Annotated in this window: 22 protein-coding genes; 13 read left to right on the top strand and 9 right to left on the bottom strand. The window is 57.8% G+C overall.

Features of this window, described 5'->3' with window-relative positions:
- The first annotated feature begins 49 nt into the window (after positions 1-49).
- From G5S42_RS09135 to G5S42_RS09110, 6 genes are all read left to right on the top strand, one after another.
- Positions 50-1,603, top strand: coding sequence for a site-specific integrase (locus tag G5S42_RS09135; protein WP_176106455.1), 1,554 nt, complete (start codon positions 50-52; stop codon positions 1,601-1,603).
- The gene (locus G5S42_RS09130) at positions 1,600-3,528 is read left to right on the top strand and encodes a hypothetical protein (RefSeq protein WP_176106454.1); all 1,929 of its coding nucleotides are present in this window, start codon (positions 1,600-1,602) and stop codon (positions 3,526-3,528) included. Before G5S42_RS09135 ends, G5S42_RS09130 begins: the two co-directional genes overlap by 4 nt.
- On the top strand, positions 3,525-4,505 hold the full coding sequence (locus G5S42_RS09125) for a hypothetical protein (protein WP_176106453.1): 981 nt from the start codon (positions 3,525-3,527) through the stop codon (positions 4,503-4,505). Before G5S42_RS09130 ends, G5S42_RS09125 begins: the two co-directional genes overlap by 4 nt.
- The gene (locus tag G5S42_RS09120; protein WP_176106452.1) at positions 4,454-5,602 is read left to right on the top strand and encodes a site-specific integrase; all 1,149 of its coding nucleotides are present in this window, start codon (positions 4,454-4,456) and stop codon (positions 5,600-5,602) included. The genes G5S42_RS09125 and G5S42_RS09120 overlap by 52 nt, the downstream gene beginning before the upstream one ends.
- A gap of 38 nt (positions 5,603-5,640) precedes the next feature.
- Positions 5,641-6,045: a hypothetical protein gene (locus G5S42_RS09115; protein WP_217709871.1), complete on the top strand. Its 405-nt coding sequence runs from the start codon at positions 5,641-5,643 to the stop codon at positions 6,043-6,045.
- Between the two features lie 989 nt (positions 6,046-7,034).
- Entirely contained in the window at positions 7,035-7,688 is a 654-nt protein-coding gene (locus tag G5S42_RS09110) for a TetR/AcrR family transcriptional regulator (protein ID WP_176106450.1), read from the top strand.
- A 276-nt stretch (positions 7,689-7,964) separates the two neighbouring features.
- On the opposite strand, the gene G5S42_RS09105 is transcribed toward G5S42_RS09110, so the two are convergent.
- The 8 genes from G5S42_RS09105 to G5S42_RS09070 all read right to left on the bottom strand — a co-directional run bounded on the left by G5S42_RS09105 (position 7,965) and on the right by G5S42_RS09070 (position 17,101).
- Positions 7,965-8,732 carry an SDR family oxidoreductase gene (locus G5S42_RS09105; protein ID WP_217709870.1) on the bottom strand — a complete coding sequence of 256 codons (768 nt, stop codon included), beginning with the start codon at positions 8,730-8,732 and terminating at the stop codon, positions 7,965-7,967.
- A 226-nt stretch (positions 8,733-8,958) separates the two neighbouring features.
- Positions 8,959-9,696 carry an OmpW/AlkL family protein gene (locus G5S42_RS09100; protein WP_176106448.1) on the bottom strand — a complete coding sequence of 246 codons (738 nt, stop codon included), beginning with the start codon at positions 9,694-9,696 and terminating at the stop codon, positions 8,959-8,961.
- A 218-nt stretch (positions 9,697-9,914) separates the two neighbouring features.
- Positions 9,915-10,712: an SDR family NAD(P)-dependent oxidoreductase gene (locus G5S42_RS09095; RefSeq protein WP_176106447.1), complete on the bottom strand. Its 798-nt coding sequence runs from the start codon at positions 10,710-10,712 to the stop codon at positions 9,915-9,917.
- Between the two features lie 261 nt (positions 10,713-10,973).
- Complete coding sequence (locus G5S42_RS09090) at positions 10,974-12,545, bottom strand: AMP-binding protein (RefSeq protein ID WP_176106446.1); 1,572 nt, start codon at positions 12,543-12,545, stop codon at positions 10,974-10,976.
- Between the two features lie 13 nt (positions 12,546-12,558).
- Positions 12,559-13,863 (bottom strand): acyl-CoA dehydrogenase family protein, encoded by a 1,305-nt coding sequence (locus G5S42_RS09085; protein WP_176106445.1) that lies wholly within the window; start codon positions 13,861-13,863, stop codon positions 12,559-12,561.
- Between the two features lie 33 nt (positions 13,864-13,896).
- Complete coding sequence (locus tag G5S42_RS09080; protein ID WP_176106444.1) at positions 13,897-14,727, bottom strand: enoyl-CoA hydratase/isomerase family protein; 831 nt, start codon at positions 14,725-14,727, stop codon at positions 13,897-13,899.
- Between the two features lie 29 nt (positions 14,728-14,756).
- The gene (locus tag G5S42_RS09075; RefSeq protein WP_176106443.1) at positions 14,757-15,980 is read right to left on the bottom strand and encodes a thiolase family protein; all 1,224 of its coding nucleotides are present in this window, start codon (positions 15,978-15,980) and stop codon (positions 14,757-14,759) included.
- Complete coding sequence (locus tag G5S42_RS09070) at positions 15,977-17,101, bottom strand: saccharopine dehydrogenase family protein (protein ID WP_176106442.1); 1,125 nt, start codon at positions 17,099-17,101, stop codon at positions 15,977-15,979. Before G5S42_RS09070 ends, G5S42_RS09075 begins: the two co-directional genes overlap by 4 nt.
- 212 nt (positions 17,102-17,313) lie before the next feature.
- On the opposite strand from G5S42_RS09070, the gene G5S42_RS09065 reads away from it, so the two are divergent.
- Positions 17,314-18,267 (top strand): helix-turn-helix domain-containing protein, encoded by a 954-nt coding sequence (locus tag G5S42_RS09065; RefSeq protein WP_176106441.1) that lies wholly within the window; start codon positions 17,314-17,316, stop codon positions 18,265-18,267.
- A gap of 194 nt (positions 18,268-18,461) precedes the next feature.
- Here the strand turns inward: G5S42_RS09065 and G5S42_RS09060 are convergent, their stop codons facing one another.
- Positions 18,462-19,064 (bottom strand): TetR/AcrR family transcriptional regulator, encoded by a 603-nt coding sequence (locus tag G5S42_RS09060; protein WP_176106440.1) that lies wholly within the window; start codon positions 19,062-19,064, stop codon positions 18,462-18,464.
- Between the two features lie 187 nt (positions 19,065-19,251).
- On the opposite strand from G5S42_RS09060, the gene G5S42_RS09055 reads away from it, so the two are divergent.
- Genes G5S42_RS09055 through G5S42_RS09030 form a run of 6 tightly spaced genes read left to right on the top strand, consistent with a single transcriptional unit; the run spans position 19,252 to position 23,549 of the window.
- Positions 19,252-20,082 carry an alpha/beta fold hydrolase gene (locus tag G5S42_RS09055; RefSeq protein ID WP_217709869.1) on the top strand — a complete coding sequence of 277 codons (831 nt, stop codon included), beginning with the start codon at positions 19,252-19,254 and terminating at the stop codon, positions 20,080-20,082.
- Positions 20,079-20,375: an extradiol ring-cleavage dioxygenase gene (locus G5S42_RS09050; protein ID WP_176106439.1), complete on the top strand. Its 297-nt coding sequence runs from the start codon at positions 20,079-20,081 to the stop codon at positions 20,373-20,375. Before G5S42_RS09055 ends, G5S42_RS09050 begins: the two co-directional genes overlap by 4 nt.
- Positions 20,376-20,382: 7 nt before the next feature.
- Positions 20,383-21,240 carry a DODA-type extradiol aromatic ring-opening family dioxygenase gene (locus tag G5S42_RS09045; protein ID WP_176106438.1) on the top strand — a complete coding sequence of 286 codons (858 nt, stop codon included), beginning with the start codon at positions 20,383-20,385 and terminating at the stop codon, positions 21,238-21,240.
- A 1-nt stretch (position 21,241) separates the two neighbouring features.
- The gene (locus G5S42_RS09040) at positions 21,242-21,586 is read left to right on the top strand and encodes a non-heme iron oxygenase ferredoxin subunit (RefSeq protein WP_176106437.1); all 345 of its coding nucleotides are present in this window, start codon (positions 21,242-21,244) and stop codon (positions 21,584-21,586) included.
- Between the two features lie 11 nt (positions 21,587-21,597).
- Positions 21,598-23,001, top strand: coding sequence for an aromatic ring-hydroxylating dioxygenase subunit alpha (locus G5S42_RS09035; RefSeq protein WP_176106436.1), 1,404 nt, complete (start codon positions 21,598-21,600; stop codon positions 22,999-23,001).
- Complete coding sequence (locus G5S42_RS09030; protein ID WP_081069608.1) at positions 22,998-23,549, top strand: 3-phenylpropionate/cinnamic acid dioxygenase subunit beta; 552 nt, start codon at positions 22,998-23,000, stop codon at positions 23,547-23,549. Before G5S42_RS09035 ends, G5S42_RS09030 begins: the two co-directional genes overlap by 4 nt.

The following is a 23,549-nucleotide window of genomic DNA, read 5'->3' as shown; positions in this document are numbered from 1 at the left end:
ACATCGACAGGTCATACACTGAGACCGACAGAAAAGCCGAAGGTGAGCCATGTCCCAAAGCCATGCGCGTCGTATCGTCCTCCCCCGCTACGTAGAAACAGTTACGTGCGACGCAGCCGACACCGGTGCGACGCGAGTCGAACTGCCGAACGGCGCCCATTACTTCATCCGCCCGATGCACACCCAAGGCGAAGTTAACCGAGGAGACGGTTCACCCCGCTGGAAGCGTTCCGATTATGACCTATACCCGATAGTCATTCGTAGTGGTGGCGTTCCGTGGTACGAAGCAAACTTGTGGATACGACACAGGTTGCAGGAGAAGGCGTATGACCCGCATTCATCGACCCGCGACATCGCATCCACGGTGAACGATCTCGTCGCCTACCTACGATTTCTCGAGGAAGAGAACATTGACTGGATGGACTTCTCTGGTTTCTTCAAGGACGAGCGTCCCACTTACCGATTCAAAACATACCTATCGGACCTGGTCATCCAAAACGTGATCAGCCACAGCGTCGGGCAGAGGCGCATGCAGACTGTCATTCGCTTCTATCGCTATCTGATGAGCGAAACGCATTTCAAGCCAGCGAAACCTACATGGCTAGAAAGGCAAGTCAAAATTCCGGTTCCAACGTCGCAGGGGATCGTCCTAGAAATTCCAGTCACAGCAACGGACTTAAACGTGAAGGGCAAGCCAACTCCAAATCCGTTCGATGCCCATATCAGGGACGGTGGCAAGCTGCGACCTTTGACCGTGGAACAACAAATTTGGCTGGAGGAAGCCTTGCACGCGCACGGAAACTACGAAGTCCAGCTAATGCATTGGCTGGCTTGGTACACCGGCGCACGGCTGGAAACGGTCTTGACGTTTCGGCGGAAGCATGTTTGGGCAAGCACTACACCCGGTGGTTCATGGAGAACGGCGTGCATCCGCTACGCTACGCAAGCCCGACATGGATTCGTGGTTGTCGCGGTAGGCCCGGGCACCGGTATCGACACGAAGCTCAATCAGAACTATCCGCTGCATATTCCGGTATGGCTATATGACGCCCTTCACGGCTACGCACACAGTGAACGCGCGACGAAACGGCGGAAGATGGCCGCCGGCGGCGACATCGACGACCAGTATCTGTTCCTGACCGAGAAGAGAAAGCAGCCATGGTATCGATCGATGCAGGCCGTTCCTGAACTCAATGAAACCAACACTCATCGCAGACACAAGACCGGCGACGCGCTAGGGCACATTATCCGCAATAAAATTATTCCGGCCGTCCGCGGTAAGCATGATGGCGACTTTCATTACACGTTCCACTGGTTGCGGGCGACGTTCGGGATGAACGAGCTTGAACGGTTGGTTGACAAGCCGAGGGATCCGAACCAAACAGACGGACCAAAGGGGACGCTGATGGATGGCCTGAAATGGGTCCAGGCGCGGCTTCACCACAAGCGTATTTCGGTTACTGAGGGCTACGTGCGCTACCGTGAGGCCGTCGAATTGGCGCGTGCGGCGCAAGATGCATGGGAGACAGAACTGGGCGAGAGGGTAAAGCGGCACGCCCTGGAAGGCCGGGAAAAACTGGACGGACCAGAGGCAACCAGATGAAGAGAGAACGCGATAGCGTCCTGCAGAGCCGGCAAACTGATCTTCATGTGCTGCCGCTTCCTGAGGGCGCGGTATTGCTGCATCCAGAGCGGGTAATATTGGCTTTCGGTCACAGGAATGGAACGCTGGATTTCGGTGCACTCTGCTTTCTGCGCAGGAGTAACGCCACCCGAGGAGCGAATGAGGGCCGGCGTGTAGACCCGGCTTCCATGCACCGCCGGCGGGTCGAGCACGTTCGGACGGTCATTCAATCCGTGGTCCTCGAGGCCAGGTTGGGAGGAACTCGCCTGTCGAGTCTGCGACCCGCATACGGCTGTTACCTCCGCTTCATGGATTGGTGCGACCTGAACGGTCGGCACGACGCTATTTACGCTGAACCTGCATTAAAGCAAGCGCTAAAGTCCTATGTCGCGTACCTACGCGAACGGATCATGACGGGCACGCTAGGTCAGAATCCAGCGGCTGCCTATCAAAGCCACGCTATCGCAGTGCTACAACGGGTGACCGGCTTCGAGGATCTCGGAATTGGCATCAACCTTATTACGAAGGATAAGCGGCTTGTCGAGCCAACTCTACCGCCGGATGAGGCGGTGGTTGGCAAAGTGCTGGCGTGGTGCGAATGCCTCGTCGAAGGATTCACCGACTTGCTCGTGAATCACAAGCCATATCCATTCCCCCTTCCGGTCTGCGATTACTTAGGTGAACGCGGAAATCGATTATGGGTATTTCCAACGGTACCGTGGGCCGTGACGCAGCGTCGGCAACCCATTGGGCAAGGGCGTCACATCGATTTCGCAAATGGGAGGATCCGCAAGCCGGAAGAGGTTCGCCATCTCACGAAGCGACACCCCCCTAAATTGCGATTAGACAACTTGCGAATGCATCAGTTACTGGCGGCGGCTACTGCCGACCGACTGCATCATTCACGCATCGAGCGCGGAATGCTCGCGATGAAAGGGTACCTGATGTTGCTCCTTGCATCGTCGGGACAGCCGTTGTCAGTAGTCGCCAGCCTGCCATGGAGTCCTGAACTGGACGAGCAGATTCTTAGAAAGAATGTGACGCGACAGCAGTTTCGCAATATCAAGTACCGCGCCGGCGGGACGCAGGTCACCTTCGAGATTGGGGTGAATCATACGCGGCTGCTGCGGCAATACCTGTATCTGCGCACATTTCTTCTGCGAGGACGAACCTGTGACTACCTCTTCTTCAGCCTTGGTCCGAACGAGCAAGCGGAAAAGCCCGAACCCATAGGCGGACAAGCTGCGGTCCAGTCGATTTACAAGACACTTCGCATGCTCGACCCTAGCTTGCCTACAGTAAATCCTCGCGAACTCCGCGCGGGTAAGCAGGATTTTTTGATCCGCACCAGCGATCCGGCCACTGCCGCGGTGGCGATGCAACACACGGAAGAGACGGCCGCTCGATACTACAGCAACGGATCACCTACTATTGGGAAACTTGAGGTTGCTGCCTTCTGGAAAGTCCTCGAGACGAAGGTGAAGATCTTGGCGAAAGGCGACCATCTGCCAGGCAGCGAGGACCGGGTTAGCGGAAGCTGTGGTGCGCCCCAGCAGCCGAACCCGATCATTGAAAACACTCCAGTCACGCCGGATTGCAAGTGCCCCGAGGGCTGCTACTTCTGCGAGCACTTCCATGCCCACGCGGATGAGGCAGATGTGCACAAATTATTGAGCGCGCGTCTGTGCATCGGACGCAGGGCGAGCCGCGTGAGTACCCATGAAGAGTACAGGAGCAAATATGAGCCGGTCTTGAAACGGATTGAGTTCATTTTGGACCGGGTAAGGGAACTTCGACCGGACATAGTGGCGGACATTGAGGGTAAGGTCGATCAAGACGGTAGTTTGACCCCCTATTGGTCGGCGAAGATGCGGGCCTATCTTGAGATAGAAAGGTTGCAATGACGAGATTCCAGGCAAGGCTGGAGAGCATTCCCGGAAAAAGTGCTCCCGACGAGTATGATTCGTCGAATGGATTGATGCCTCCGGACAACTTCGTCGTATCGCGAAATTTGGACGGCGACCCGCTATCGTTTTACGGACAGCTCGCCTGGGACCGTTCGCCGTATGGGACTGATGGATCCGGAGCGGTCTTGTATTTCGATTACTGGCGCCTTCCGTACTCTGCCCCAGATATTCCGGCGGCGCTAAGGCAGATGACGCCACAGCGCTCGGCGCTGGTAGATGAAATACGCTGGCTGATGTTCGTCCTGATCTACCTGCGGACTGACCCGTTAAGCAACGCGACGATGATCAAGTATTGCACGATGATCTGTCGGCTAGCTGCAGTAGCGGAATCACAATGCGCAACGCTCGAGCAGCTGATGGCGGATTCGGAAGCGATGATACAGCATGCGACAACGTACCCCGTCCACGCCAGATGCCTCTCGCCATTGCTGCAGTTACTGCGCCAATTGGGACAGGAGCGGGTGGGATTCAAGGTTGTACAGGCGAGGACCATCAGCAGAATAGCAGCCATCGGCGCGGCCGTCGGTCATTTCCAGACACCTCCGCTGCCGACTCGAATTTATACGCATGTATTAGCTGCACTTGCCTCCGAGCTGGGCGACTGTGAGCGAGTTATCGACAGAATCTTGGAGATGTTGGGTGCGTGCGCGAAAGACAAACTCTTAGGAAGGAGCAGAGCCCGACAGAAAGACCTGGGACAGCGTAGGCAAGAAGCGAGACCTGATTTCGTGGAAGTGCTGCGTGAATACGATCTCGAAGACTTCTGGGCGAGGAAGGGGTATGGCGCGCATTTCCAAAGTCTATCAGCGTTGCTGACAGAAATCATGGGGGCATGTGCGCTACAAATTCAGGCTTTTACTGGATGCGTCACAACGAAGTCGAGGCACTGCCGCATTTTTGCCTGGCGGAAGTAACGGCCGGTGGTGTGGCGCATTACATGGTGCAAGGACGCGTCACGAAGCTGACCGGCGGCAAGCCCAAACGTGCGCAATGGGTGACGAGCAGTAGCGGCCGACGTGCAATCGTCCTGGCGCAGCGCATCTCGCGAGCGGTCTATGGTCTGGCAGGCGACACCCCAAAAGACAGTACGTCGGGAAAGAGTTCACATTGTCTGTTCGTCAGCATAGGTAGCATATTTTCTCCTAGGTTCGAGGCGAGGAACCGGACTCCGAACCTACAGTTTTCCGAGCGGTCATTTAATCGGCTACGTTCCGTACTGGAGATCGCGATCACAGAGAAAGACATCGAGGAGTTGGAGTTGGTCGATCCGGAACGGGACTGGAGAGGTGAGGGCGACTTTAGTGTCGGCCAGCGGTGGCGGCTTACCACACACCAGTTCCGCCGATCGCTCGCACTATACGCCCACGCCAGCGGCCTCGTATCTCTGCCATCGCTGAAGCGCCAGTTGCAGCACATAACCCACGAGATGTCGCTGTATTACGCCCGCGGCTCACAGTTTGCGGGTGACTTCATCTCCGGTCAGCAAGCCGGCGGGAAGCACTTCGGCGTGGAGTGGCAAGCGACCGAGCCTGACGCCGAATATCTCGGACATTTGGTCAACGTGGAGATGGGCGATCCGGGGCAGCTAAGCGGCGGATACGCTATATGGTATGACCGAGCGGTGCGCCGCAAACAGGTGTCGCTTGATCGGGAAACGACGCTGAACGAGTTCCGTCAGGGTAAGCGGGGTTATCGCGAAACATTTGCCGGTGGCTGTACTAAAGTAGGCCAGTGTGACAAGCGTCCCGAGGATCCGATGAACCTCGAATGCCTGCTGAATGACTGCAAGAACCTGGTCATCCAGTTGCCCAAGTTTGAGCGGATCATTCGGATCCAGTTGCAAATGGTGATGGAGCTGGACAGCGCGGCTCCGGACCTACCAGAGACCAGGATCGAAAGAGATATCCTTGCGAGATTGCTGGAGCGTAGGCACCGGATTGCAAGCGAGAAGGGGCGAGCACTGAGCATAAGCTCGGTCCCCGTGGAGCGAAGTAAGCCTGCACATAGCTGACCGGCAGCGTCCTGCGAGGAAACGCAACAGGAGTGTACGTGGCACGAGATAGATATGAGGAGGCGCTGGAGCGCCTTGGACGAGGCGTCCCGAAGGTCGTGCCGAAGGGCACAAAAATCAGCAATGACTCGGTCAGCATGGAGGCGGGCTGTAAGAAGGGCAGTATTAAAAGGTCCCGTCCACAGTTTGCGGCACTGATTGCCGACATTAAGGCAGCTGCGGAGGAGCAGAGGCGCACGCCACAACAGGAGATTCAAGGGAAGCTTGCCAGACATAAAGAAGACACAAAGAAGTATCGGGAGCTTTATGAGGCGGCCTTGGCCCGTGAGCAATCGCTGGTCGCTGAAATATTCACGCTGAAGAGGAAGCTCGCGGAGCTAACCGGGGCGGACGTCATCCCACTTCGTCAGACGCGAACGGCAGAGAGCGAAAGGGTGGGTTAGCATGGACGGGCAGACAAGTGTAGATCTACGTCTCGCCGGCTTGAACGTATCGCGTAGCGTCAGCACGTCAGGAATTTGCGATGCGATCGAGGACGACTACCCCTTCATGGTCTTCACGAACGACACAGCGTGAAACTGAGGACGGGCCGGGTCGCGAACGGCTCTCCCCGATAGTTGTGCCTCGGCTCGGCTGACCGCGGATTCGGACGAACGTTGACGAACGTGAGATGCGTCCGGGCGATCGCAATTGCCTCTGGAGCAAAATCAGCCGGGGCGCATTGACGGCCGTTTCGTCGCAGGAGGATATACATACCAACGGCCGTCATCGTGCCTGAAGAACATAATTTCGAGCGGCACAGTCCCAGTCAGTCTGGAAGACCTCGCGAAGACGCAACGCGCTTCTCCCGAAGCCGCATTGCTCAAACGCGACCGCGTTAGATGTACCGGTGATGCCGGAGTTGGCGCAAGCCACTTGTCGATCAGGTTGCGCAAGGATTTCTCGCTGAGGCTCATCGCGACCTCCATGGATACATCAAGCATTCACAGGCGCGGCTACCAACGTCGCCCGTCCTCGACTGTGTCTTATCCAACGTGGAACGGGGTTGGCTGCGTCACCAACGTGCGCGACGGAGAAATGCGTGGCCGATGGAAGGTCGGCGTCAGGCAATCTCTAATATTGGTCGCATGACTGATTTATACAGTCATGCGACCAATAAATCAAGATTCTCAGCAACCGGGAAACTACGGATTTGTATACATATAGTTGGTAGAAATCCGGCCGTGTAAACCAAGAATTGGTCGGTTGTCTGGTAATTATTGGTCGTTTGACGTACTATCTGGGCGCGGAGCAGTGACGGATATCCTGTTGAGGGCGGTAGTCAACCGTGGTACGCCGTGGTCGTGCCCCATCAAGGCAGTCGTCGCTCGGCGGTGCAGCTACGTCGACCGCCATACCCGGACAATTGGCAATCAGCTAGGAGGGTTCATAAGTGAAACAGGTCGCGATCAACCTGGCTGGCAGGAAAGAGGAACCCGACGAGCCGAAGCGTCGCGGTAACAGGACAACGCGAACTCCGGAGATCCTCGAGGCGGCGATCGATGTGCTCGCAAAGTACGGTAACGTCGGTTTTGCTCTCCGGCGCGTTGCCAGTGAGGTAGGTATTCACCTGGCTACTTTGCAGCACTACTTCCCGAGCAGGGAAGACTTGTTGCGTGCGGCGATGGAAGAGGTCGCGACGCGATACCTGACGCTGTATCAAAGTTTGGTGAAGGACGATGAACGGTCACCAGAGGTTCGGCTCGACGCTATCGTGGACGTCGCCTTTGATGAGTTGACCAAACCCGGTACCCACATTGCGCCGTTTTGTCTCGAAGGATGGAGCATGGGAGAGCGTGAAGAGTTTGCCCGGAGCTTGGTGGCCAGATTTAACCGCCAATTTCAGGAAACATTTGCGAGCCTGGTAGGGAAGATCAACCCGTCGCTTACGCCTCAAGAATGCGCGCTCCGCGGTCGTCTGCTTTATTCGCATATGGCGGGACTAATTGTCCTCGTTCGCCCTGTACGTGGGGGCTCGGCCGACGTTGAAGCACTTCGTGCAGCGACAAAGGTCGTATGGAGAGCGCTCAGCGCCGCCCCGCAGTAGGGTGAAACGCTCCTGACGCTGATTGCCAGACTTTCCATAGAACTGCGCCTGATTCGAGAGACGATCTACACCTGTCGACCCAGCTGATATCGCCTGCTTCACTCCGCTAAGAGTGCTGGCATCCCGACAGGTTACCGATGTGTTTCGCGACGAGCGGACGGGGGAATGCCTGCTGCGAACCGTCTTCAGGGATTCGACAGAACTGCGGGTTATCGATTAAGCACATCGGAGTGATGTCGACCAAAGCGATGTCGCACCTTGCCGCATGCAGATACGCTAATCCTGGCGATAGGCGGGAGCCCCCATCATCGCGCCAGTGACCCCACCGTCAACATAGATTTCGGTAGCTTGCACATACGATGACTCACTAGAGCAGAGAAAGAGCACGACCTCTGCGACCTCTTCTGCCTCACCCAGGCGGCCCAGTGGGACGGATCGCGTCGCGAACTCATGTACGGCTGGAATGAGCGCGGCGTCTGCTACAGTTCGCCAGAACGGAGTTCGAATATTACCGGGAGAGACGACATTTACTCGGATCGCTCTTCCAGACAGCTCTGAGGCGATGCATCGGGCCATCCCGACCAGTCCAGCCTTGCTGGCAGCATAGGCTGCCATCCCCGGCATTCCGATCGCATTGCCGATCGAACTATTCAGTACTATAGAAGCATTGTTTCGTAGGTGGGGTAGGAGCGCTTGAACGTAGAAGAAGGGACTTTTCAGGTTCGTCGCGATCAAGTGATCGAACTGTTCTACAGTCGTGCCGCCCACTGGCGTCAAGCTTGCGTCGCCAGCATTCAGAAACACAGCGTCGAAATTGCCTACGTCTCTCACGATGGATGCGAGCCCGGATTCCAGGCCGACGAAGTCGGTAGCATCCAAGCGAAAGGCAAAAGCCGACTCGCCAAGTGCCGCCTTGCTTTCGGAAAGTGTAGCTTCGTTGCGTCCGGTGATAACCACAGTAGCGCCTTCTTCCGATAGCCGTTTGGCCGCAGCGAATCCAATTCCACTATTTCCACCTGTGACCAGCACCGTTTTGCCTGCCATTCGCATGTGATCTTCCCCTCATATGAATGAAATTAGCTCAAAAGGAGCGCCATGTAGTTGATGGCGTAATGGGACGAAACTTATAACGCTTTTATTAACGAACCGTTGTTGCTTCTGCCCTTCGGAATCGTTCGCCGTCGATTGAGTTCTATCGAACCCGGAGCTAGAGATGATGCAGTCAAGCTCCGTCCGAATACCTTCGGAGCTTAGGCAGCACCTTCGACCGTTAAAACTTGTACGAGATACCGAGGAAAGTCACGATTGGATGAAGCCTGACTTTCGCATGACTGACAATCTCTGTTCCGCCTGCCGTTTTCCCTGTCAGCGTCACATTGGTGTCGGTAGGGATATATGCCACCAGCATGTCCACAGACCAGCGCCTGGATATCTGATAGTCAAGGCCAGCCTGTACCACCGGATTCCATGAACTGGAGGCATGTGCAGTCGCAGTACCACCGGGACCGAAGGATTGCTCGACAAAATCGGAGTTCGTGACACGCGTGTCAGTGAACCACGTGTAATTGACGCCGACGCCGACGAAGGGCCTGAATCGACTGTCGGGCTGACCAAAGTGGTAACGCAATACCACCTCGGGAGCCCACGTCCGCGTATCGCCCAGAACGCCATAACTATCCATCACGCCCCGCCCCTCTAGCTGCATTCGACCGGGCCAGCCACCCAAAAACGCAACGCCAATTTGATTGGTAATGTAGTGTTCGAAGATGAAGGCGGGTAAGTCTGCGCTTCGGGCACCAGACCCTGAACCCGGAATCGGCATGTCGACAGGCGTTCCGCCGACGCTTGTTACCGTCAGCGGACCGCTACCGGTCTGTGGCGCCACATGCGCCCAGCCAAGACTGACGACGTTGTCGCCAGCCGCCTGTGCGTGTGCGCTGTCGACAGATCCAGCAATCAGCGTCAAGGCTGACAGGCATGCCGTTGTTGCGTACTTCCACTTCCACATAATTGTCTCCGTTGTCGTTTTTTTCTATACGTTGTGGTCGAACTACAGCTTCCGACAGTTCAGCGAGGCCATATTGGGAGGAGCGGCCTTCGCGGAACCGTGGGACAGTAAGGCCGCCGCAGTGCTCTGCGACGCGCTCGTGCTAGAACGGGTTGGCGTGGCGAGTTGCGGGCCGTTGACCAGGACGTTGCCGCGACGTAACGCCGGGTCGGGCCGGATTAAACCCCCAACTTTCTGCGCACGAGTGCGCCATAGCTGTCGGGAAACAGACGAGCAATCCATTGCAAGGAGCGCGCGCCATTGCCAACCAGCAGCCGTTTGTCGCCGCGTAGCAGTCCCGCCACAATCTCGCGTGCACACTGCTCGGGTGTTGTCGTCATCTGGCGTTTGTTGGCATCCAGTAGACGACGCTCAAAATCCGTCTCATGTTCGGCTTTTGGAACGTTGCTGATGTTGGTGTTGATGCCACCCGGGTGCACGAGTACGGCTCGCACGCCGGTGCCCTCCAATTCCTGCCACAGTGTTTCTGTTAGTCCTCGAACGCCGAACTTGGAGATTGTGTATGCAGCCGAGCAGGGTGTCGCCACTAGCCCGAAAACACTCGATATATTTACGATGCAGCCTTGGCGCCGGGCCAGCATTTTTGGCAAGAAGGCTTTGGTGCCGTAGATCACACCCCACAGGTTGATTCCGATTACCTTCTCGAACTCCTCTATCGTGGCGTGTTCGACTGAGGCCAGCACTGAGGTTCCGGCGTTGTTGATCACAAAGTCGACCTGCCCGAAGTCACTGGCTACTTCGTCAGCGTGCCGAAACATTGCATCGCGACTTGATACGTCGAGTAAGTAGGAGCGTGACGAGGTGGCGACCGGCAATAGCTCGACGGTTTTCGCCAGATTCTGCTCGCTCACATCTGACAGTGCGAGACGAGCGCCCCTGCGAGCGAGTTCGATAGCCAGCGCGCGGCCAATGCCCGACCCCGCACCAGTGATGGCCACGACGAGATTACTGAACATGGCCGTGCACCTCCGCATTGCCACGCATTGCTGCAGCGCGACACAACACTTTGACGCAGTTTGGCATCCCCCTGACGTCTGTCGGTGTAACCAAAGGACGGTTCTTGTCCATTCAATGTCTCCTCTTTGCCATCGCTAACGAAAGGTAGGCTAGGCCTGCACTATTTATTTCGGTATGCGAACCAATGCAATCGTTATTGAGTTCGAAAAGACCGGTCGGAGTATGCCGACCGGCCGAACTTCTACGTCCCCGTGTGAATGTCAGATTTTGCGCTGCTCGTCCCGCCAGAAAGGCGCGCGCACATCCTTTTTTAGGACCTTGCCGTTGGGGCTTCGGGGAAGGGCATCGACGAACACGACGCGCTTGGGGGTTTTGATTCCACCGAGCTTTGGGCGACAATAGGCAATGATCTCGTCCTCGGTCGCTTGTTCGCCCTGGTTCAGTTCGATCACAGCCGTGACTGCTTCGCCCCAGTCTGCGTGCGGAATGCCGATCACGGCGCAATCCTGCACCGCCGGGTGGGTCCAGATGACCTGCTCAACCTCGCTCGGGTAGACGTTGAATCCGCCGCTTATGATCATGTCCTTCTTGCGGTCGGTAATATGAAGGAAGCCTTCTGAGTCGAGATAACCGATGTCGCCGGTGTGGAGCCAGCCATCAATGATTGTTTCAGCGGTCTTGTCCGGGGCCTTGTAGTAACCTGCCATCAGCAGATCGCCACGAACGCAGATCTCGCCTGCCGCGCCGATGGGAAGAATTCTGCCATTGTCGTCGAGGATTTCGACACGCACGAGCGGAGCAGGCCGCCCGGCGGCCGAGAGCCGCGCGTCGTCGGCAATTTCACCGTTGCGGAAGTGGTCTTCGGGACGCATGAATGCAATCGCGGAGGGAGCTTCAGCTTGACCGTATCCCTGAAACATCACCGGTCCGAACACTTCGATCGCGCGACGCAACTTCTCCGTTGACATCGGAGCTGCGCCGTAGATGAAGTATTTTAGCGACGAGAAGTCGCGTTTTTCGATCCCGGGAATTTCGAGAAGTCGATAAATTACCGTGGGCGGCAGATAGAGTTCCGTAACACGGTGTTTTTCGATCAGATCAAGCAGCTGATGCAGGTCCATTCGATTCATCACCACGATCGTCCCTGCGCGCGCGGTACATGGCAGGGTAAGCGTACCGGCGGCGTGTGTCATCGGAGCGGCGACAAGATTCACGATCGGCTCGTCCGAAGAGTATGGCGCGGCAAACATCTGGTGCAGTGCGCTGACGGACAAACTTCGGTGAGTGTTCATCGCACCTTTCGGTGCCCCCGTCGTTCCCCCGGTCGGCATCACGCCGGCGAGTGAGCCCTGTTCCGGGACAAAGTCCGGAAGGGAGGCTGGCGCGTTTGCAAGGAACGATTCGAGCGTAACGGCACCCGTTGCAGATGCAGCTTCGACGTCGTCGCCCAGAGAGATCACGGTGTGCAGTTTTTTCAGGTCGGCACGAATTTCATGCACAAGCGGCAGGAACTGCTCGTGACAGAACAGTACTTCGCAGTCAAAGCCGTCCAGCAGCCGCTGGGTCTCCTCTGGCGGATTCGCCGGATTGACCGGGACCCAGGCGAGCCCCGCGCGCCACAGTCCGAGCACACAACCCCACGCCTCAGGGTCGTTACTTGCCAGCACTGCGCCCTTGGCATCGCGCTCGATACCACGGCCGAGTAGGGCATTGCCGACGCGGCAGGACAGCTCGCCGATGTGCCTATACGTGAAGGTGCGATCGCCAGCGATGAAGGCGATCTTCTCGGGGTTGGCCCGCCACCCGCGGTCGAAGAAATCTGTGATAGCCATACAAGTTCCTAGTTCACAACCCGATTCGATTGCAGCGGTACAGCAGCGAATTCAGGTAGCCAAATTTCATGTTGAGAAGATGATTCTCGCCGTCCTCGATCCGGGCAGCCCTTGCGTCCCGAAAGAGCTTCTCTAGCGGGTATTCACGGGTCAATCCATAACCGCCGAACAGCTGCAGGGCCTCGTCTACGACTTCGAACGCGAGGTCGGTGCACGTAACCTTCGACGCGCCGGTAAAGTACGGATGTTTAGCCGGCGAGAGTAGGGTGTACTCAGTGGCACGCCTGGCCACCGCGCGAATGGTTTCGACTTTCCGCGCCATGGCACCGAGCCGGTACTGGACCATTTGATGGTCGCTGAGAAGTGCGCCGCCCTGGCGCCGCTCGTGCACATAGGCGAGCGCCACTTCGAATGCAGCCCTCGCCATGCCGGTTGCCATCTGGCCCATGCCAACGCCCGCTGTCGACCACGTATTTGCATGACCGCGCCAATATTCCTCCCGTGAGGACACTGCGTAGCGCAGGGGCACCTTGACGTTGTCGAAGTAGATCTCGCCTTGCGGTAACGCCCGCTGGCCGAGCTTTTCAAGCGGCTTGCCGCGGCTCACGCCTGGAAGGTCCAAGGGAACAATCACCTCGATACCGTGCGGATGCCCTTCTTCGTCGAAGAACCCGTTACCGTAGTCGGCCACGATCGTCAAGATTGCAACCTGCGCTACAGAACCGTTTGAGACCCAGGCAGAACTCTGTCCATTGATCACAATGTCGCCACCGCTGACCTTCGCTGTGAGATTGCCTTTGTTGCCCTGCGGTGCTGTAGCGTGCCGTTCGCCCGGGTAGAGCATTGTGCCGTCGGAACCGCGATCTGGCTGGGTCGCGATCCAGCATCCGAGCTTGTTTGCAGTCAGATCGATGAGTTCCTGGTTGGCGGCCCGCTTGGCGATCATGTTCGGGAACGCGGCTGCGGCGAGCGATACCGTTAGTCCCACGTCACCCCACCCGAATTCTTCGATTACGATAGCCTGTAGCCTGGCCAGTGCTTGGGGCGGCACATCATCAGCGTCGGTGTCGAAACTGATCCCGGCTGAAGCTGCGGTCTTGATAAAGTCCCAGTACGGAGAGCCTGGTGCAATCGCATCTTCGGCGCTCAGCTTGTCGATGGCAATCGCCGTAGGCCGCATTACATCTCGTGCAAACTTGTGCATCGCTTGCTGGATGTTGCGTTCTTCCTCGCTGAGGACTTCGAATCCCGTGAGTTCGACGTACGGCAGATCCGGCCGCACTGAAGTCAGCGCAGCGTGTTCGACCTGTTGTGTCATTTCGGCGTCTCCTGTTTGTGACGGTCGTTTCGGCTACTCGGCGGCGGCGAGAAGCGCTGGGAGGTCACGCTCATGCTCGACGTCCTGCATTTGCGCCATCTTTTCCAGGCCCTCCCGGACAGGGGGCTCGTCTACAAGCTTCATGAACGCCGCGTTCTCACTGGCGAAGCCGGCGAATTGTGCGTCGACGGCCCAGCCAAAAACGCTTTTGATGACCTCGTCCACAGCGGCAATCGAGCTTGGCGGTCGCTTCGCGACACCGTGGGCAAGCGTGCTTACGTATGTATGGAGATCCTCGCGCGGCAGCGCCCGGTTCACAAAACCGTAGGTTGCCGCTTCGTCGCCGCTGAAATCGCGTGCCGACAAGATCACCTCACGAGCGCGGGCAGGCCCGATCAACATCGCCAGACGTGTGGTACCGCCGCCTGCAGGCAAGATGCCGCCACTGGCCTCTGGCAGACAGAACCTGCTTCCTGGCGTCGCGAAACGCATATCGAGGGCGAGTATGAATTCGAGCCCCGCGCCGCGGCAGATTCCATCGACCACGCCAATGGTGACCTGCGGCAGAGTCTGCCATGCCGTCGAGAGGGCTTGCACCACGTTGATGTCGTCGTAACGGCTCCGGGGCGCGGTCGGGTCGCTAGAGAGCCGGAGGAGGTCGTTCAGGTCAAAATGCGCAACGAAGAACTCCGGGTTCGCGCTGCCGAAGACTACGACCGCGGTCTCACGGTCAAACGCGAGCGATCCCGCAAGGTCGAACAGCTCGCCGATCATCTGAGCATTGATCAGGTTCAGCGGGGGACTGTTGAAATCAACGAAAAGAGTCCGGCCATCGCGCCGGATGTTAAGTGTCTGGTAGGTCATTGTCTCCTCCGAGAAGATTTGCGGACGATTCAGGAGCCGAGAATGGTGATTGCGGCGGCCGCCTCCTCACCTGCGTAGAGCCCGCCGCCGTTCTCCGCGAGGGCTATACGGGCGCCGTGCACCTGGCGTGCTCCGCAGTTACCGCGAAGCTGGTGCACAAGCTCATAGATCTGGGCGAGGCCAGAGGCCCCCATTGGGTGACCTTTGGATTCGAGGCCACCGGACGGATTGATCGGCAAGCTGCCGCCGAGCTTCGTTGCACCAGATTCCGCGAACGGGCCGCCGGCGCCGATCTCACAGAATCCAAGCAACTCGGATTGCAGAAGCTCACCAAATGAAGATGCGTCATGGACCTCCGCGACGGAAATGTCCTCGGGTCCGACTCCCGCCTGTTCATAGGCGGACCGAGCAGCGAGGCGGGTGACTGATCGATCCCAAGCCGAGAGCGGACGCACGGTCCCACTCTGCAGAACGTTTGCAAGTACCCGTATCGGCTGGGCGCTGCCGAGACGTCGCAGGCCGGCCGCATTGCAAACGACAACTGCGGACGCTCCATCTGTTAGTGGGGCGCACATTGGGACTGTGAGCGGCCCCGACACCGGCCGTGCCGCCAGGATGTCCTCCACTGACATTTCCTTGCGAAAGTGTGCGAGAGGGTTATGGACAGCATGCGCATGATTCTTCGAGGAGATGACGGCAAGCTGTCGCTGCGTGGTTCCGAACGCATTCATGTGTGCTCTGGTGAGCGCAGCGTAGATATCCATAAACAGGCTGTGAGGTTGCCCATCGTCTGGAATCCCGCCCCCCAGCTCCTCGAGAACGGCTCGCACACCTTGCCTGTCATTGACGTCGACACCGCCGTCGAAGACTCCAAGTGCTTTGCTCTTGTCGCCAATACTCAGTTTTTCGGCTCCGACTGCCAGCACGACGTCTGCTGCCCCAGAGCGCACATGCATGATCGCCTGATGCAAGGCTGTCGCCCCCGTCGCGCACGCGTTCTCGACGTTCACGATCGGGATGCGTTCGAAGCCCATTGATCGCAGCGCCATCTGGCCGGCCACTACCACCTGGCCTTCGAGGACGTCCTGACACGTATTGCCAAAGTACGCTGCGTCGATGGTGCTCATATCGCCTCCGGCGTCGCAGATGGCCTCAAGCACCGCCGTCCTCGTGAGATCCTTGACCGACGCGTCTTGCCTAACCCCAAACGAGGTCATGCCTACGCCGGCTATCCAAACAGGCACCGCGGTCATGCCACTGTCTCCTCGGTCACGCGTGCAAGGCCAAACGCCTCCAGAGCCCCCATGAGTTCGCGATGTCCCAGGAACTGCGCCGGCGATCGGAAGCCCACACCGCTGTAGGTGTTTCCGAGCAATCGCATGGCCGCATAAGCCTGCAAAACACCCGTGATTTGATAGCCGGAAGTGCCGTGAATAACTGCGCGTGCTGTGATGTTGTTCCCGCGGCCAATACACCAGTCAACGGATCGGTGCACCTGCCGGTTTTCACGAGGCGGCGTGTTGGGCGTCATGCTGGCTGCGATCCGGTCTAGCACCGGGTGCAGCTTCTCTTCAGGCAACCATTGGAACATGACCTTGAACATGCGCTCCGCTGCACGAACCCGCTGGGGAATATCGCCCTTGTCATTACGCATCGCGACGAACATGCGACAGTTGCGCACCCTGCGGTCATCCCGGAAGAACACGGGGAGTGCCGTGCCACCCCACTGCAGGCCCGGGACAACATAGGCGGTACCAGGCACAACCATGTCCTGCTGGACGATGCCATCGTACTTTTTAAGAACGTTGTCCTGGAGGTAGTAAGAATCTGTGCGAATCACGTCGAACATCGACTGGCTCGAGCCCACTGTGGGAATTGCGCTGACGTACTCCCCAAGCTCGAGAGTGTCGATTCCCGGTGTTTCCAGAACTATGCGGGCAGCAATGTCGTGAACCGCATACTGCATGGACACAGCAGTCGATACGACCAGTCCGGCGGCTGCGAATTTGGGGCCCCATTCGTCAAGTAACTGAAGATGGTGTTGCTGCTCTCCGGCAGTGTCGAGATAGTGGCATCCGGCGCGCAGCGCGGCTTCGAGGACTGGGGGCGCATATCGCAAAAAAGGGCCGACCATATTGCAGACGACCTTTCTGCCTTTGAAAAGCGCTACCAGCGACTCGACAGAACCGTCGACTTCGGCGATTTCGTAATCGGCAGTTTCGATTCCGGGCACTGAAGCCATGACTTCCTGTAGCTTCGACTTGTTGCGACCTGCGGCGACGAACGGGATGTTGTATTCGCGCAGGTACTCGGCCACCAACCGTCCGGTATAACCGCTGGCGCCATAGATGACGACAGGACGCAGATCGCTCATCATCTCCTCCTATTTAATAGTTTGGTTGCTGTTAGTGATGGCCGACTGTACTGGGTGACTGGCATCCGGCGCTTGCACATGCGTGCATGCGACTTGTCGGTTTGTGCATCGTGGGCCCGGATTCGGGTTTCTGCGCACTTGACGGCGGCCTTCCTGATCCACACGATCGCTGGTAGTTGTTATCTGTCAATTCGCCAATGGAAAGGAACCCAATGGCAGCTGTTACCTGGTCGACCCACGGGTTGCCCCACAAGCTCTTGCAGGACGCATTCAGCAGCAAGCTCTCTGATCTGCATGTAAATTGGACGTTATCGATCCCAGAGCCGGACGGATTTGACGCATCTGTGCGGTACCGGAAAGTGGATCGGCTGACAATCGGGGAGTTGCGGAGTGGCCGGATTACCGGCCAACGAGCGGCGTCGGGAGATGCACCGCTACTGGGTGTTCTGATGAACCTCAGTGGACGGCTAGCGTGCCGCTACGAAGATGGGCGCGAGGTCGTACTGCCCCCCAATCATCTGCTGATCTGGGATAGTGAGCTCGGTTTTGACTTTGACGTTGAGGGGTCTCATCGCGAGTTCTATCTGCTTTTGCCCCGCGAGCGAGTTCCCTTGACGGTTGCGAGCGCTGCCACTCATTTGTGCGGCGCGTTACCGGCGGTGCAAGGTTCCGGCTTGTCGGCCATTGCCGGTGAGCATCTCCGGACGATCTCGCAGGAGCTCGATCAACTGTCCGATGGCGCATTGGCGATTGCCTGTCAGTCCTTTTTCGACTTGCTCGACGCGGCGATTACCGTCGACACCGATCGTCCATCCTCAAAGGCCATACTGCTAAATGCGATCCGGCAGTACATTGACAAAAATCTGGACGACCCCGAATTGTGCGCTGCGTCAATCGCAAACGCTCATCATATTTCGGTGCGGAAATTACATGTTACCTTCGCAGGTACGGGGACAACGGTCAGTCGTTGGATCCGTGATCGTCGGCTGAAAGTCTGCTATCGCGAACTATGTGCGGCTGCCAGTACGAAAACGGTGACGGACGTGGCTTACAAATGGGGATTCAACGACGCAGCCCACTTCAGTCGGACGTTCAAGCAGGCGTTCGGCGTAACCCCAAGAAGTTTGCGGATTGGCAGCGCGGTACCTGCCCTGGACGATTACTAAGTCCAGTGTTCCAGACCTGGGTTGTTTTACTGTGCCGAAGATTTCGCACAAAAGCTCGTCGCTGTGCCCTGTGCCCCGCCTGACGGCATCAGGATGCGCAAGCAGCCGGTCGCAGCATGACCTACTGGTACGGCTTGCTGAAGCTGAAAGTCAGGACGGGCGCTGCTGCGAGGTCCTGCTTTCGTAGGCCAGAGTTAGTGTTCATCGCGCAGCAGCATGCGCTCCATGAAAACGCGCCGCTCATCCCGCTGCTTATCGGTACCCTGGTTTGAAAGTAGGGATTCGGCCAACTCATAACTATAAAGGGCGAATGCGCGCTTCCGTGCTTCCGAAATATCGAAGCCGAGTGCACTAAAGCACTGGGCAATATAAGCAAGGCGCTTCGCATCCACCTCATCCACAAATTGACGGGCCATCTCGTCCCGCCTTGCCCATCCCCGTATCGCTAACTCCGTCGCGGCGGCAACCTGCGCTGCTTCACCGTGAAACGGCAATGCCAGCAGTTCGCGCAGCAGTTCTCGCGCCTTGACGTTGCGTTTCTCAAAACGCTCAATGATTTGCTCTGTGGCGGTATCGCGCCACCACGTCAGCAAATGACTCAAGAGATCGTCGCGGTCTTTGAAGTGCCAGTAAAAGCTGCCCCGTGTGACCCCAAGATTCTTCGACAGAACCTCTACACGCACGGCTTCGACACTCTTGTCGACCAGAACTTCTGCGGCTGCACGAACCCAGTCATCCGGCGTGAGTTGAGGTTTGCTTGACGCGTCCGAAGTACGCGGTACCGAAGATCGTGACATTGCGTGTCCGTAAGGGCAAAAGAAATATTTTACTTCATCGACACATGCAGAGCCGTATGGTCATGTGTATTCACGTTAACACCTGGAAATTTGACTGCTGAGGGTTATTGACTTCATCTCTGCCACGACATACGATGCACTCCATACACATACGTATGTGTATGGAGAGAACGCGAGGAGAGCGAGAATGGGCGATTTGGCAGGCGTTGGAAAGACGCTGCAGGCGGCGGACCATCGAACGAACTATCACGAGGTCGGGCAGGGCAAGCCTCTTTTCCTGCTGCATGGATCCGGTCCCGGCGTGTCGGGCTGGACCAACTGGAAGGGCGTGATGAGCGATCTTGGTGAGCAGTTTCGCGTGATCGTGCCAGACATCGCCGGCTTTGGTTTCACCGAGTTCAAGGAAGGCAGCAAGTACGACATCAAGCTCTGGGTGCGCCATCTCACGGGCATCATGGACGCACTTGGTATCGAGAAGGCGTCCTTCGTCGGAAACTCGTTCGGTGGCGCGCTCGCCATCGGGCTTGCGCTTTTCGATAAGCAACGCGTTGACCGGCTAGTGTTGCTAGGTACCCCTGCAGGCGAATTCGAACAGACTCCCGGCCTGAGGTCGGCATGGACGTATGAACCGTCGCTCGAGAACATGGAGCAGACGATGCGTTTGTTCCCTTATGACCAGGCGATCATCACCGATGAGATGGTCCGGACGCGTTATGAGGCCAGCGCTCGTCCTGGTGCGCAAGACGCCTTGCGTAAGCTGATTCCGAGGCCGAATGACGACGGGCCGACAATCGTCAAGGGATTTCCCGCGTCCGCCGTTGCCGGCATCGAAGCGCCGACGCTCGTGCTGCACGGGCGCGAGGACAGAGTCGTGCCGCCTGCTTGCGGTGCGCTACTCGCTCAGCACATTCCCAACGCCGACCTGCACCAGTTCGCCAAGTGCGGCCACTGGGTGCAAACGGAGCGCCGAGACGATTTCCTCCGGCTCGTCACGGATTTCGTTGGACAGCCATCATGAGCCGCAACAGCGTGGAGCGCGTGCTGCATCAGCTGTGTATCGATCGCGGCGCCAAACAGCGGTTCAAAGAGGGCGCGGAGCAGTTCCTCGAGCGCTTGCCGCTGACTGATGACGAGCGCGAGATGATCTTGTCGTTCGACGTGAAAGGCCTTCAGCGATACGGCGTGAACAGCATGTTGACCATGGGTTTTTGGCAGGAGCTCTCGCCGAATCGCGACATGAGGGCCTATCTGTCGCGTCTGCGTGATGTGAAGGACGGGGAAGCGGTTTTTGCAGCGGCACTGAAGGGGTAGATCAACTATGGGAAAAATCGTAGGAGCGTTTCTGGTCCCGCATGATCCCGTCATGTATGTGGCGCCGGAGGCGCCGGCGAAGCAGCAGCGCGATGCGGTCTGGCAGGCCTATGCGGAGTGCGCGCAGCGCCTGCAAGAGCTAGAGCCGACCACCGTAATCATCATCGGCTGCGATCACTACATCTTGTTCGGTCCGCAGTGTCTGCCGAGCTACCTGATAGCGACCGGAGACGTCGACGGCCCCATCGATCAGCTACCCGGACTCAAACGCGCTGCGTTCAGCAATAACGAGGCGTTGGCGGCACATATCGCTACGTACGGACGTGAAAACGGATTCGATTGGGCGGTGGCGCGCGCGTTCACAGCGGACCATTCGGTGGCGATTCCTCAGCAGCTTATCGTCGATCCGTTGCGCACGATGAGCGTAGACGTCAAAACCATTCCGGTCTATCTGGCGTGCGGCGTCGATCCGTACATCACGTTACGGCGATCCGCGGAACTGGGCGAACAGATCAGGCGGGCAGTCGAGGCTTTCCCCATCGATGAGCGCGTCGTCGTGATCGGCAGCGGTGGAATAAGTCATTGGGTAGGCTCTGCCCAAATGGGGCGAGTGAACGCAGTGTTCGATCGCGAAATCATCGGGTACGCCGAGGCAGGCGATCTCAATGCGCTATGCGCGTTGTCGGACGAGTACATCCTCGAGCACGGCGGTGAGGGTGGAATGGAAATCCGCAATTGGGCCTGCGCCATGGGAGCGCTCGAAGGCTCCCGCGGAGAAACGATTGCCTACGAGGCAGTGCCGGAGTGGGTGACCGGGCTGGGTTTCGTACAGCTGCATCCGCAGCGAAGCGAGAAGGACTCCTGAGATGAGCAACAAGATTTTCTTGATCAAACGAGACCAGCTGCAACCAGGACAGGTGTGCAAGGTTGAGCAGTCGAGCTGCCCGCTTGCGGTCTACAACGTCGACGGTAGTTTCTATGCGACGTCCGATATGTGCACGCATGCGACCGCTTCGCTTTCGGAAGGCGAAATTGTAGACGGCGATCTGATCGCCTGTCCGCTCCACGATGGGCAATTTCATATTCCGACAGGGCAAGCGATGGCGTTCCCATGCACGGTGGATCTGCGGACTTACAAGGTGATCGAGGAAGGCGACGATATTTACGCCGACCTTGAACAGGAAGCGGACGCGGCGGCGTCGGCAATCTGAGGAGCGAAGAAATGACATACGAGTGCACCGGAAGCTGCGAGCGGCTGCGCAAGGATCCGGCTAGCGAGCCGCTTGCCGGCCTCGACCGGCTGATCGATCTCGACGCCGGGCGTCTGTCGCGCAGGGTCTATTGGGATCAGCGCATATACGAGCAGGAACTCGAGAAGATCTTTGCCCGGAGCTGGCTGTTTCTCGCGCATGAGTCACAGATTCCCAAGGCCGGCGATTATCTGACGACCTATATGGCCGAAGACAACGTCATCGTCGTTCGCCAGAAGGACGGATCCATCAAGGCGTTCCTCAACACCTGTCCGCATCGCGGCAACAAGCTGAACTTCACGGACGCTGGTAACGCACGCAGTTTCGTCTGCAACTATCACGGCTGGGCTTTCGGCATCGACGGTGCGCTGCGCGGCATGGCCGGCCAGGAATTGTTCGACGAAAGTGGAATGAATCGTGCCGAGCACGCCCTGCACCCCGTCGCTCAGGTCGCAACCTACAAGGGCCTCGTATTCGGCAATATGGATCCGGATGCGCCCTCGTTGAACGAATACCTTGGCGATTTCCGGTATTACCTCGATGTGATCCTCGATATGGACGGGGAGGGCACGGAGTTTGTCGGCGGCTGCGTCAAGTCGGTGATCAACTGCAATTGGAAGATTCCGACGGAAAATTTCATCGGCGATATCTACCACGCGCTCTGGACGCACGACTCGGCGGCACGCGCAATGCTGGGCGGACCGGTCGCGGAAGTTTATAAGGATCCCGACTCGTACCATGTGAACTTCAACGGCCACGGCTGGGAGTTCAATCTCGACATCATCGGTAACGCGGCTACGTTGGGCGAAAAGGAAATTCGCAAATATCTGTATGGCATTCAACCGAAAGTTGCGGAGCGACTTGGCGAGTTTCGCTCCAAGATGATCGGTTCGATTTCGTCTGTCAGCGTCTTTCCGAACCTGTCGTTCCTGCCGGGGCAGAACACTTTCCGCGTTTGGCATCCGCGAGGACCGGGCAAGATCGAACTGCACACGTGGACCATCGTCAACAAGAGCGCGCCGCAGGAGATCAAGGAAAAGTGGCTTAAGGGGACGATGATGACGTTCTCGCCGACGGGTGTGTTCGAGATGGACGACGGCGAAAATTTTGAGTTTTCGACGCGTACCAATGCGGGTTTCGTCACGCGGCAACAGGACCTGTACATGGGGCTTGGTCGCGGCAGCCGTCTCGAGGACAGCGACTTGCCCGGCAATGTTTACCGGAATCAGGTCAACGAGGCCAACCACCGGGCGTTCTATCAGCGCTGGCTCGATCTGATGCAGGCCCGCTCGTGGAGTGACGTGCCGAAGCGCGACTCGGCGAGGCTTGATGAGAATGCATTTGTCCACGGGCAGGCAGCAAAGGAGGTCGCATGAGTGCGGTACCTACGCTCGTATCCGCCGGCCCGGCGGATGGCACGGTGGATCGGGAGGTTGCCCATCGCATCGAGCAGTTCCTCTTCCGTGAGGCACGGCTGCTCGATACGGAGGCATGGGACGACTGGCTCTCGCTCATGACGGAGGATATCCATTATTGGATGCCTGCCATCGAGAACCGCAGGCGCGCAGATAAACTCGGCGCGTATGCCCCGGGTCGCGCCGCTTATTTTGACGACAACCACTTCGATCTGGCGCGCCGCATTGCAAGGTTCAAGCAACCGTCGGCATGGGCCGAGGATCCGCCAACCCGGCATGTGCATGTGATCAGCAATGTGGAGGCGTTGCCCGGTTCTCGGCCTGGCGAGTATGTGGTCCATTCGGTCTTTGTTAATTACCGCAGTCGCGGCGAGGCGGACAACGACCTGCTACTTGGCAGGCGCGAGGATCTACTCCGCGAATTCGACGGCAGCTTCAAGATCGCGAGCCGCAAGATCGTCATCACGCAATCACTGCTGATGTCCAAGAACCTTAATACGTTCCTTTGA

The sequence above is a fragment of the Paraburkholderia youngii genome, assembly GCF_013366925.1.
Lineage (GTDB): Bacteria > Pseudomonadota > Gammaproteobacteria > Burkholderiales > Burkholderiaceae > Paraburkholderia > Paraburkholderia youngii.
The sequence above is the reverse complement of the archived record's forward strand: the minus strand, read 5'-3'. Positions and strand labels throughout refer to the sequence as shown.

What these genes read in the sequence shown, in the direction of transcription:
- G5S42_RS09030 (WP_081069608.1), top strand. Translation starts at nt 22,998, where the DNA reads ATGAGTGCGGTACCTACGCTCGTATCCGCCGGCCCGGCGGATGGCACG.
- G5S42_RS09035 (WP_176106436.1), top strand. Translation starts at nt 21,598, where the DNA reads ATGACATACGAGTGCACCGGAAGCTGCGAGCGGCTGCGCAAGGATCCG.
- G5S42_RS09055 (WP_217709869.1), top strand. Translation starts at nt 19,252, where the DNA reads ATGGGCGATTTGGCAGGCGTTGGAAAGACGCTGCAGGCGGCGGACCAT.
- G5S42_RS09125 (WP_176106453.1), top strand. Translation starts at nt 3,525, where the DNA reads ATGACGAGATTCCAGGCAAGGCTGGAGAGCATTCCCGGAAAAAGTGCT.
- G5S42_RS09105 (WP_217709870.1), bottom strand. Translation starts at nt 8,732, where the DNA reads ATGGCAGGCAAAACGGTGCTGGTCACAGGTGGAAATAGTGGAATTGGA.
- G5S42_RS09050 (WP_176106439.1), top strand. Translation starts at nt 20,079, where the DNA reads ATGAGCCGCAACAGCGTGGAGCGCGTGCTGCATCAGCTGTGTATCGAT.
- G5S42_RS09130 (WP_176106454.1), top strand. Translation starts at nt 1,600, where the DNA reads ATGAAGAGAGAACGCGATAGCGTCCTGCAGAGCCGGCAAACTGATCTT.
- G5S42_RS09040 (WP_176106437.1), top strand. Translation starts at nt 21,242, where the DNA reads ATGAGCAACAAGATTTTCTTGATCAAACGAGACCAGCTGCAACCAGGA.
- G5S42_RS09135 (WP_176106455.1), top strand. Translation starts at nt 50, where the DNA reads ATGTCCCAAAGCCATGCGCGTCGTATCGTCCTCCCCCGCTACGTAGAA.
- G5S42_RS09095 (WP_176106447.1), bottom strand. Translation starts at nt 10,712, where the DNA reads ATGTTCAGTAATCTCGTCGTGGCCATCACTGGTGCGGGGTCGGGCATT.
- G5S42_RS09045 (WP_176106438.1), top strand. Translation starts at nt 20,383, where the DNA reads ATGGGAAAAATCGTAGGAGCGTTTCTGGTCCCGCATGATCCCGTCATG.
- G5S42_RS09090 (WP_176106446.1), bottom strand. Translation starts at nt 12,545, where the DNA reads ATGGCTATCACAGATTTCTTCGACCGCGGGTGGCGGGCCAACCCCGAG.
- G5S42_RS09075 (WP_176106443.1), bottom strand. Translation starts at nt 15,980, where the DNA reads ATGACCGCGGTGCCTGTTTGGATAGCCGGCGTAGGCATGACCTCGTTT.
- G5S42_RS09065 (WP_176106441.1), top strand. Translation starts at nt 17,314, where the DNA reads ATGGCAGCTGTTACCTGGTCGACCCACGGGTTGCCCCACAAGCTCTTG.
- G5S42_RS09070 (WP_176106442.1), bottom strand. Translation starts at nt 17,101, where the DNA reads ATGAGCGATCTGCGTCCTGTCGTCATCTATGGCGCCAGCGGTTATACC.
- G5S42_RS09080 (WP_176106444.1), bottom strand. Translation starts at nt 14,727, where the DNA reads ATGACCTACCAGACACTTAACATCCGGCGCGATGGCCGGACTCTTTTC.
- G5S42_RS09100 (WP_176106448.1), bottom strand. Translation starts at nt 9,696, where the DNA reads ATGTGGAAGTGGAAGTACGCAACAACGGCATGCCTGTCAGCCTTGACG.
- G5S42_RS09120 (WP_176106452.1), top strand. Translation starts at nt 4,454, where the DNA reads ATGCGTCACAACGAAGTCGAGGCACTGCCGCATTTTTGCCTGGCGGAA.
- G5S42_RS09060 (WP_176106440.1), bottom strand. Translation starts at nt 19,064, where the DNA reads ATGTCACGATCTTCGGTACCGCGTACTTCGGACGCGTCAAGCAAACCT.
- G5S42_RS09085 (WP_176106445.1), bottom strand. Translation starts at nt 13,863, where the DNA reads ATGACACAACAGGTCGAACACGCTGCGCTGACTTCAGTGCGGCCGGAT.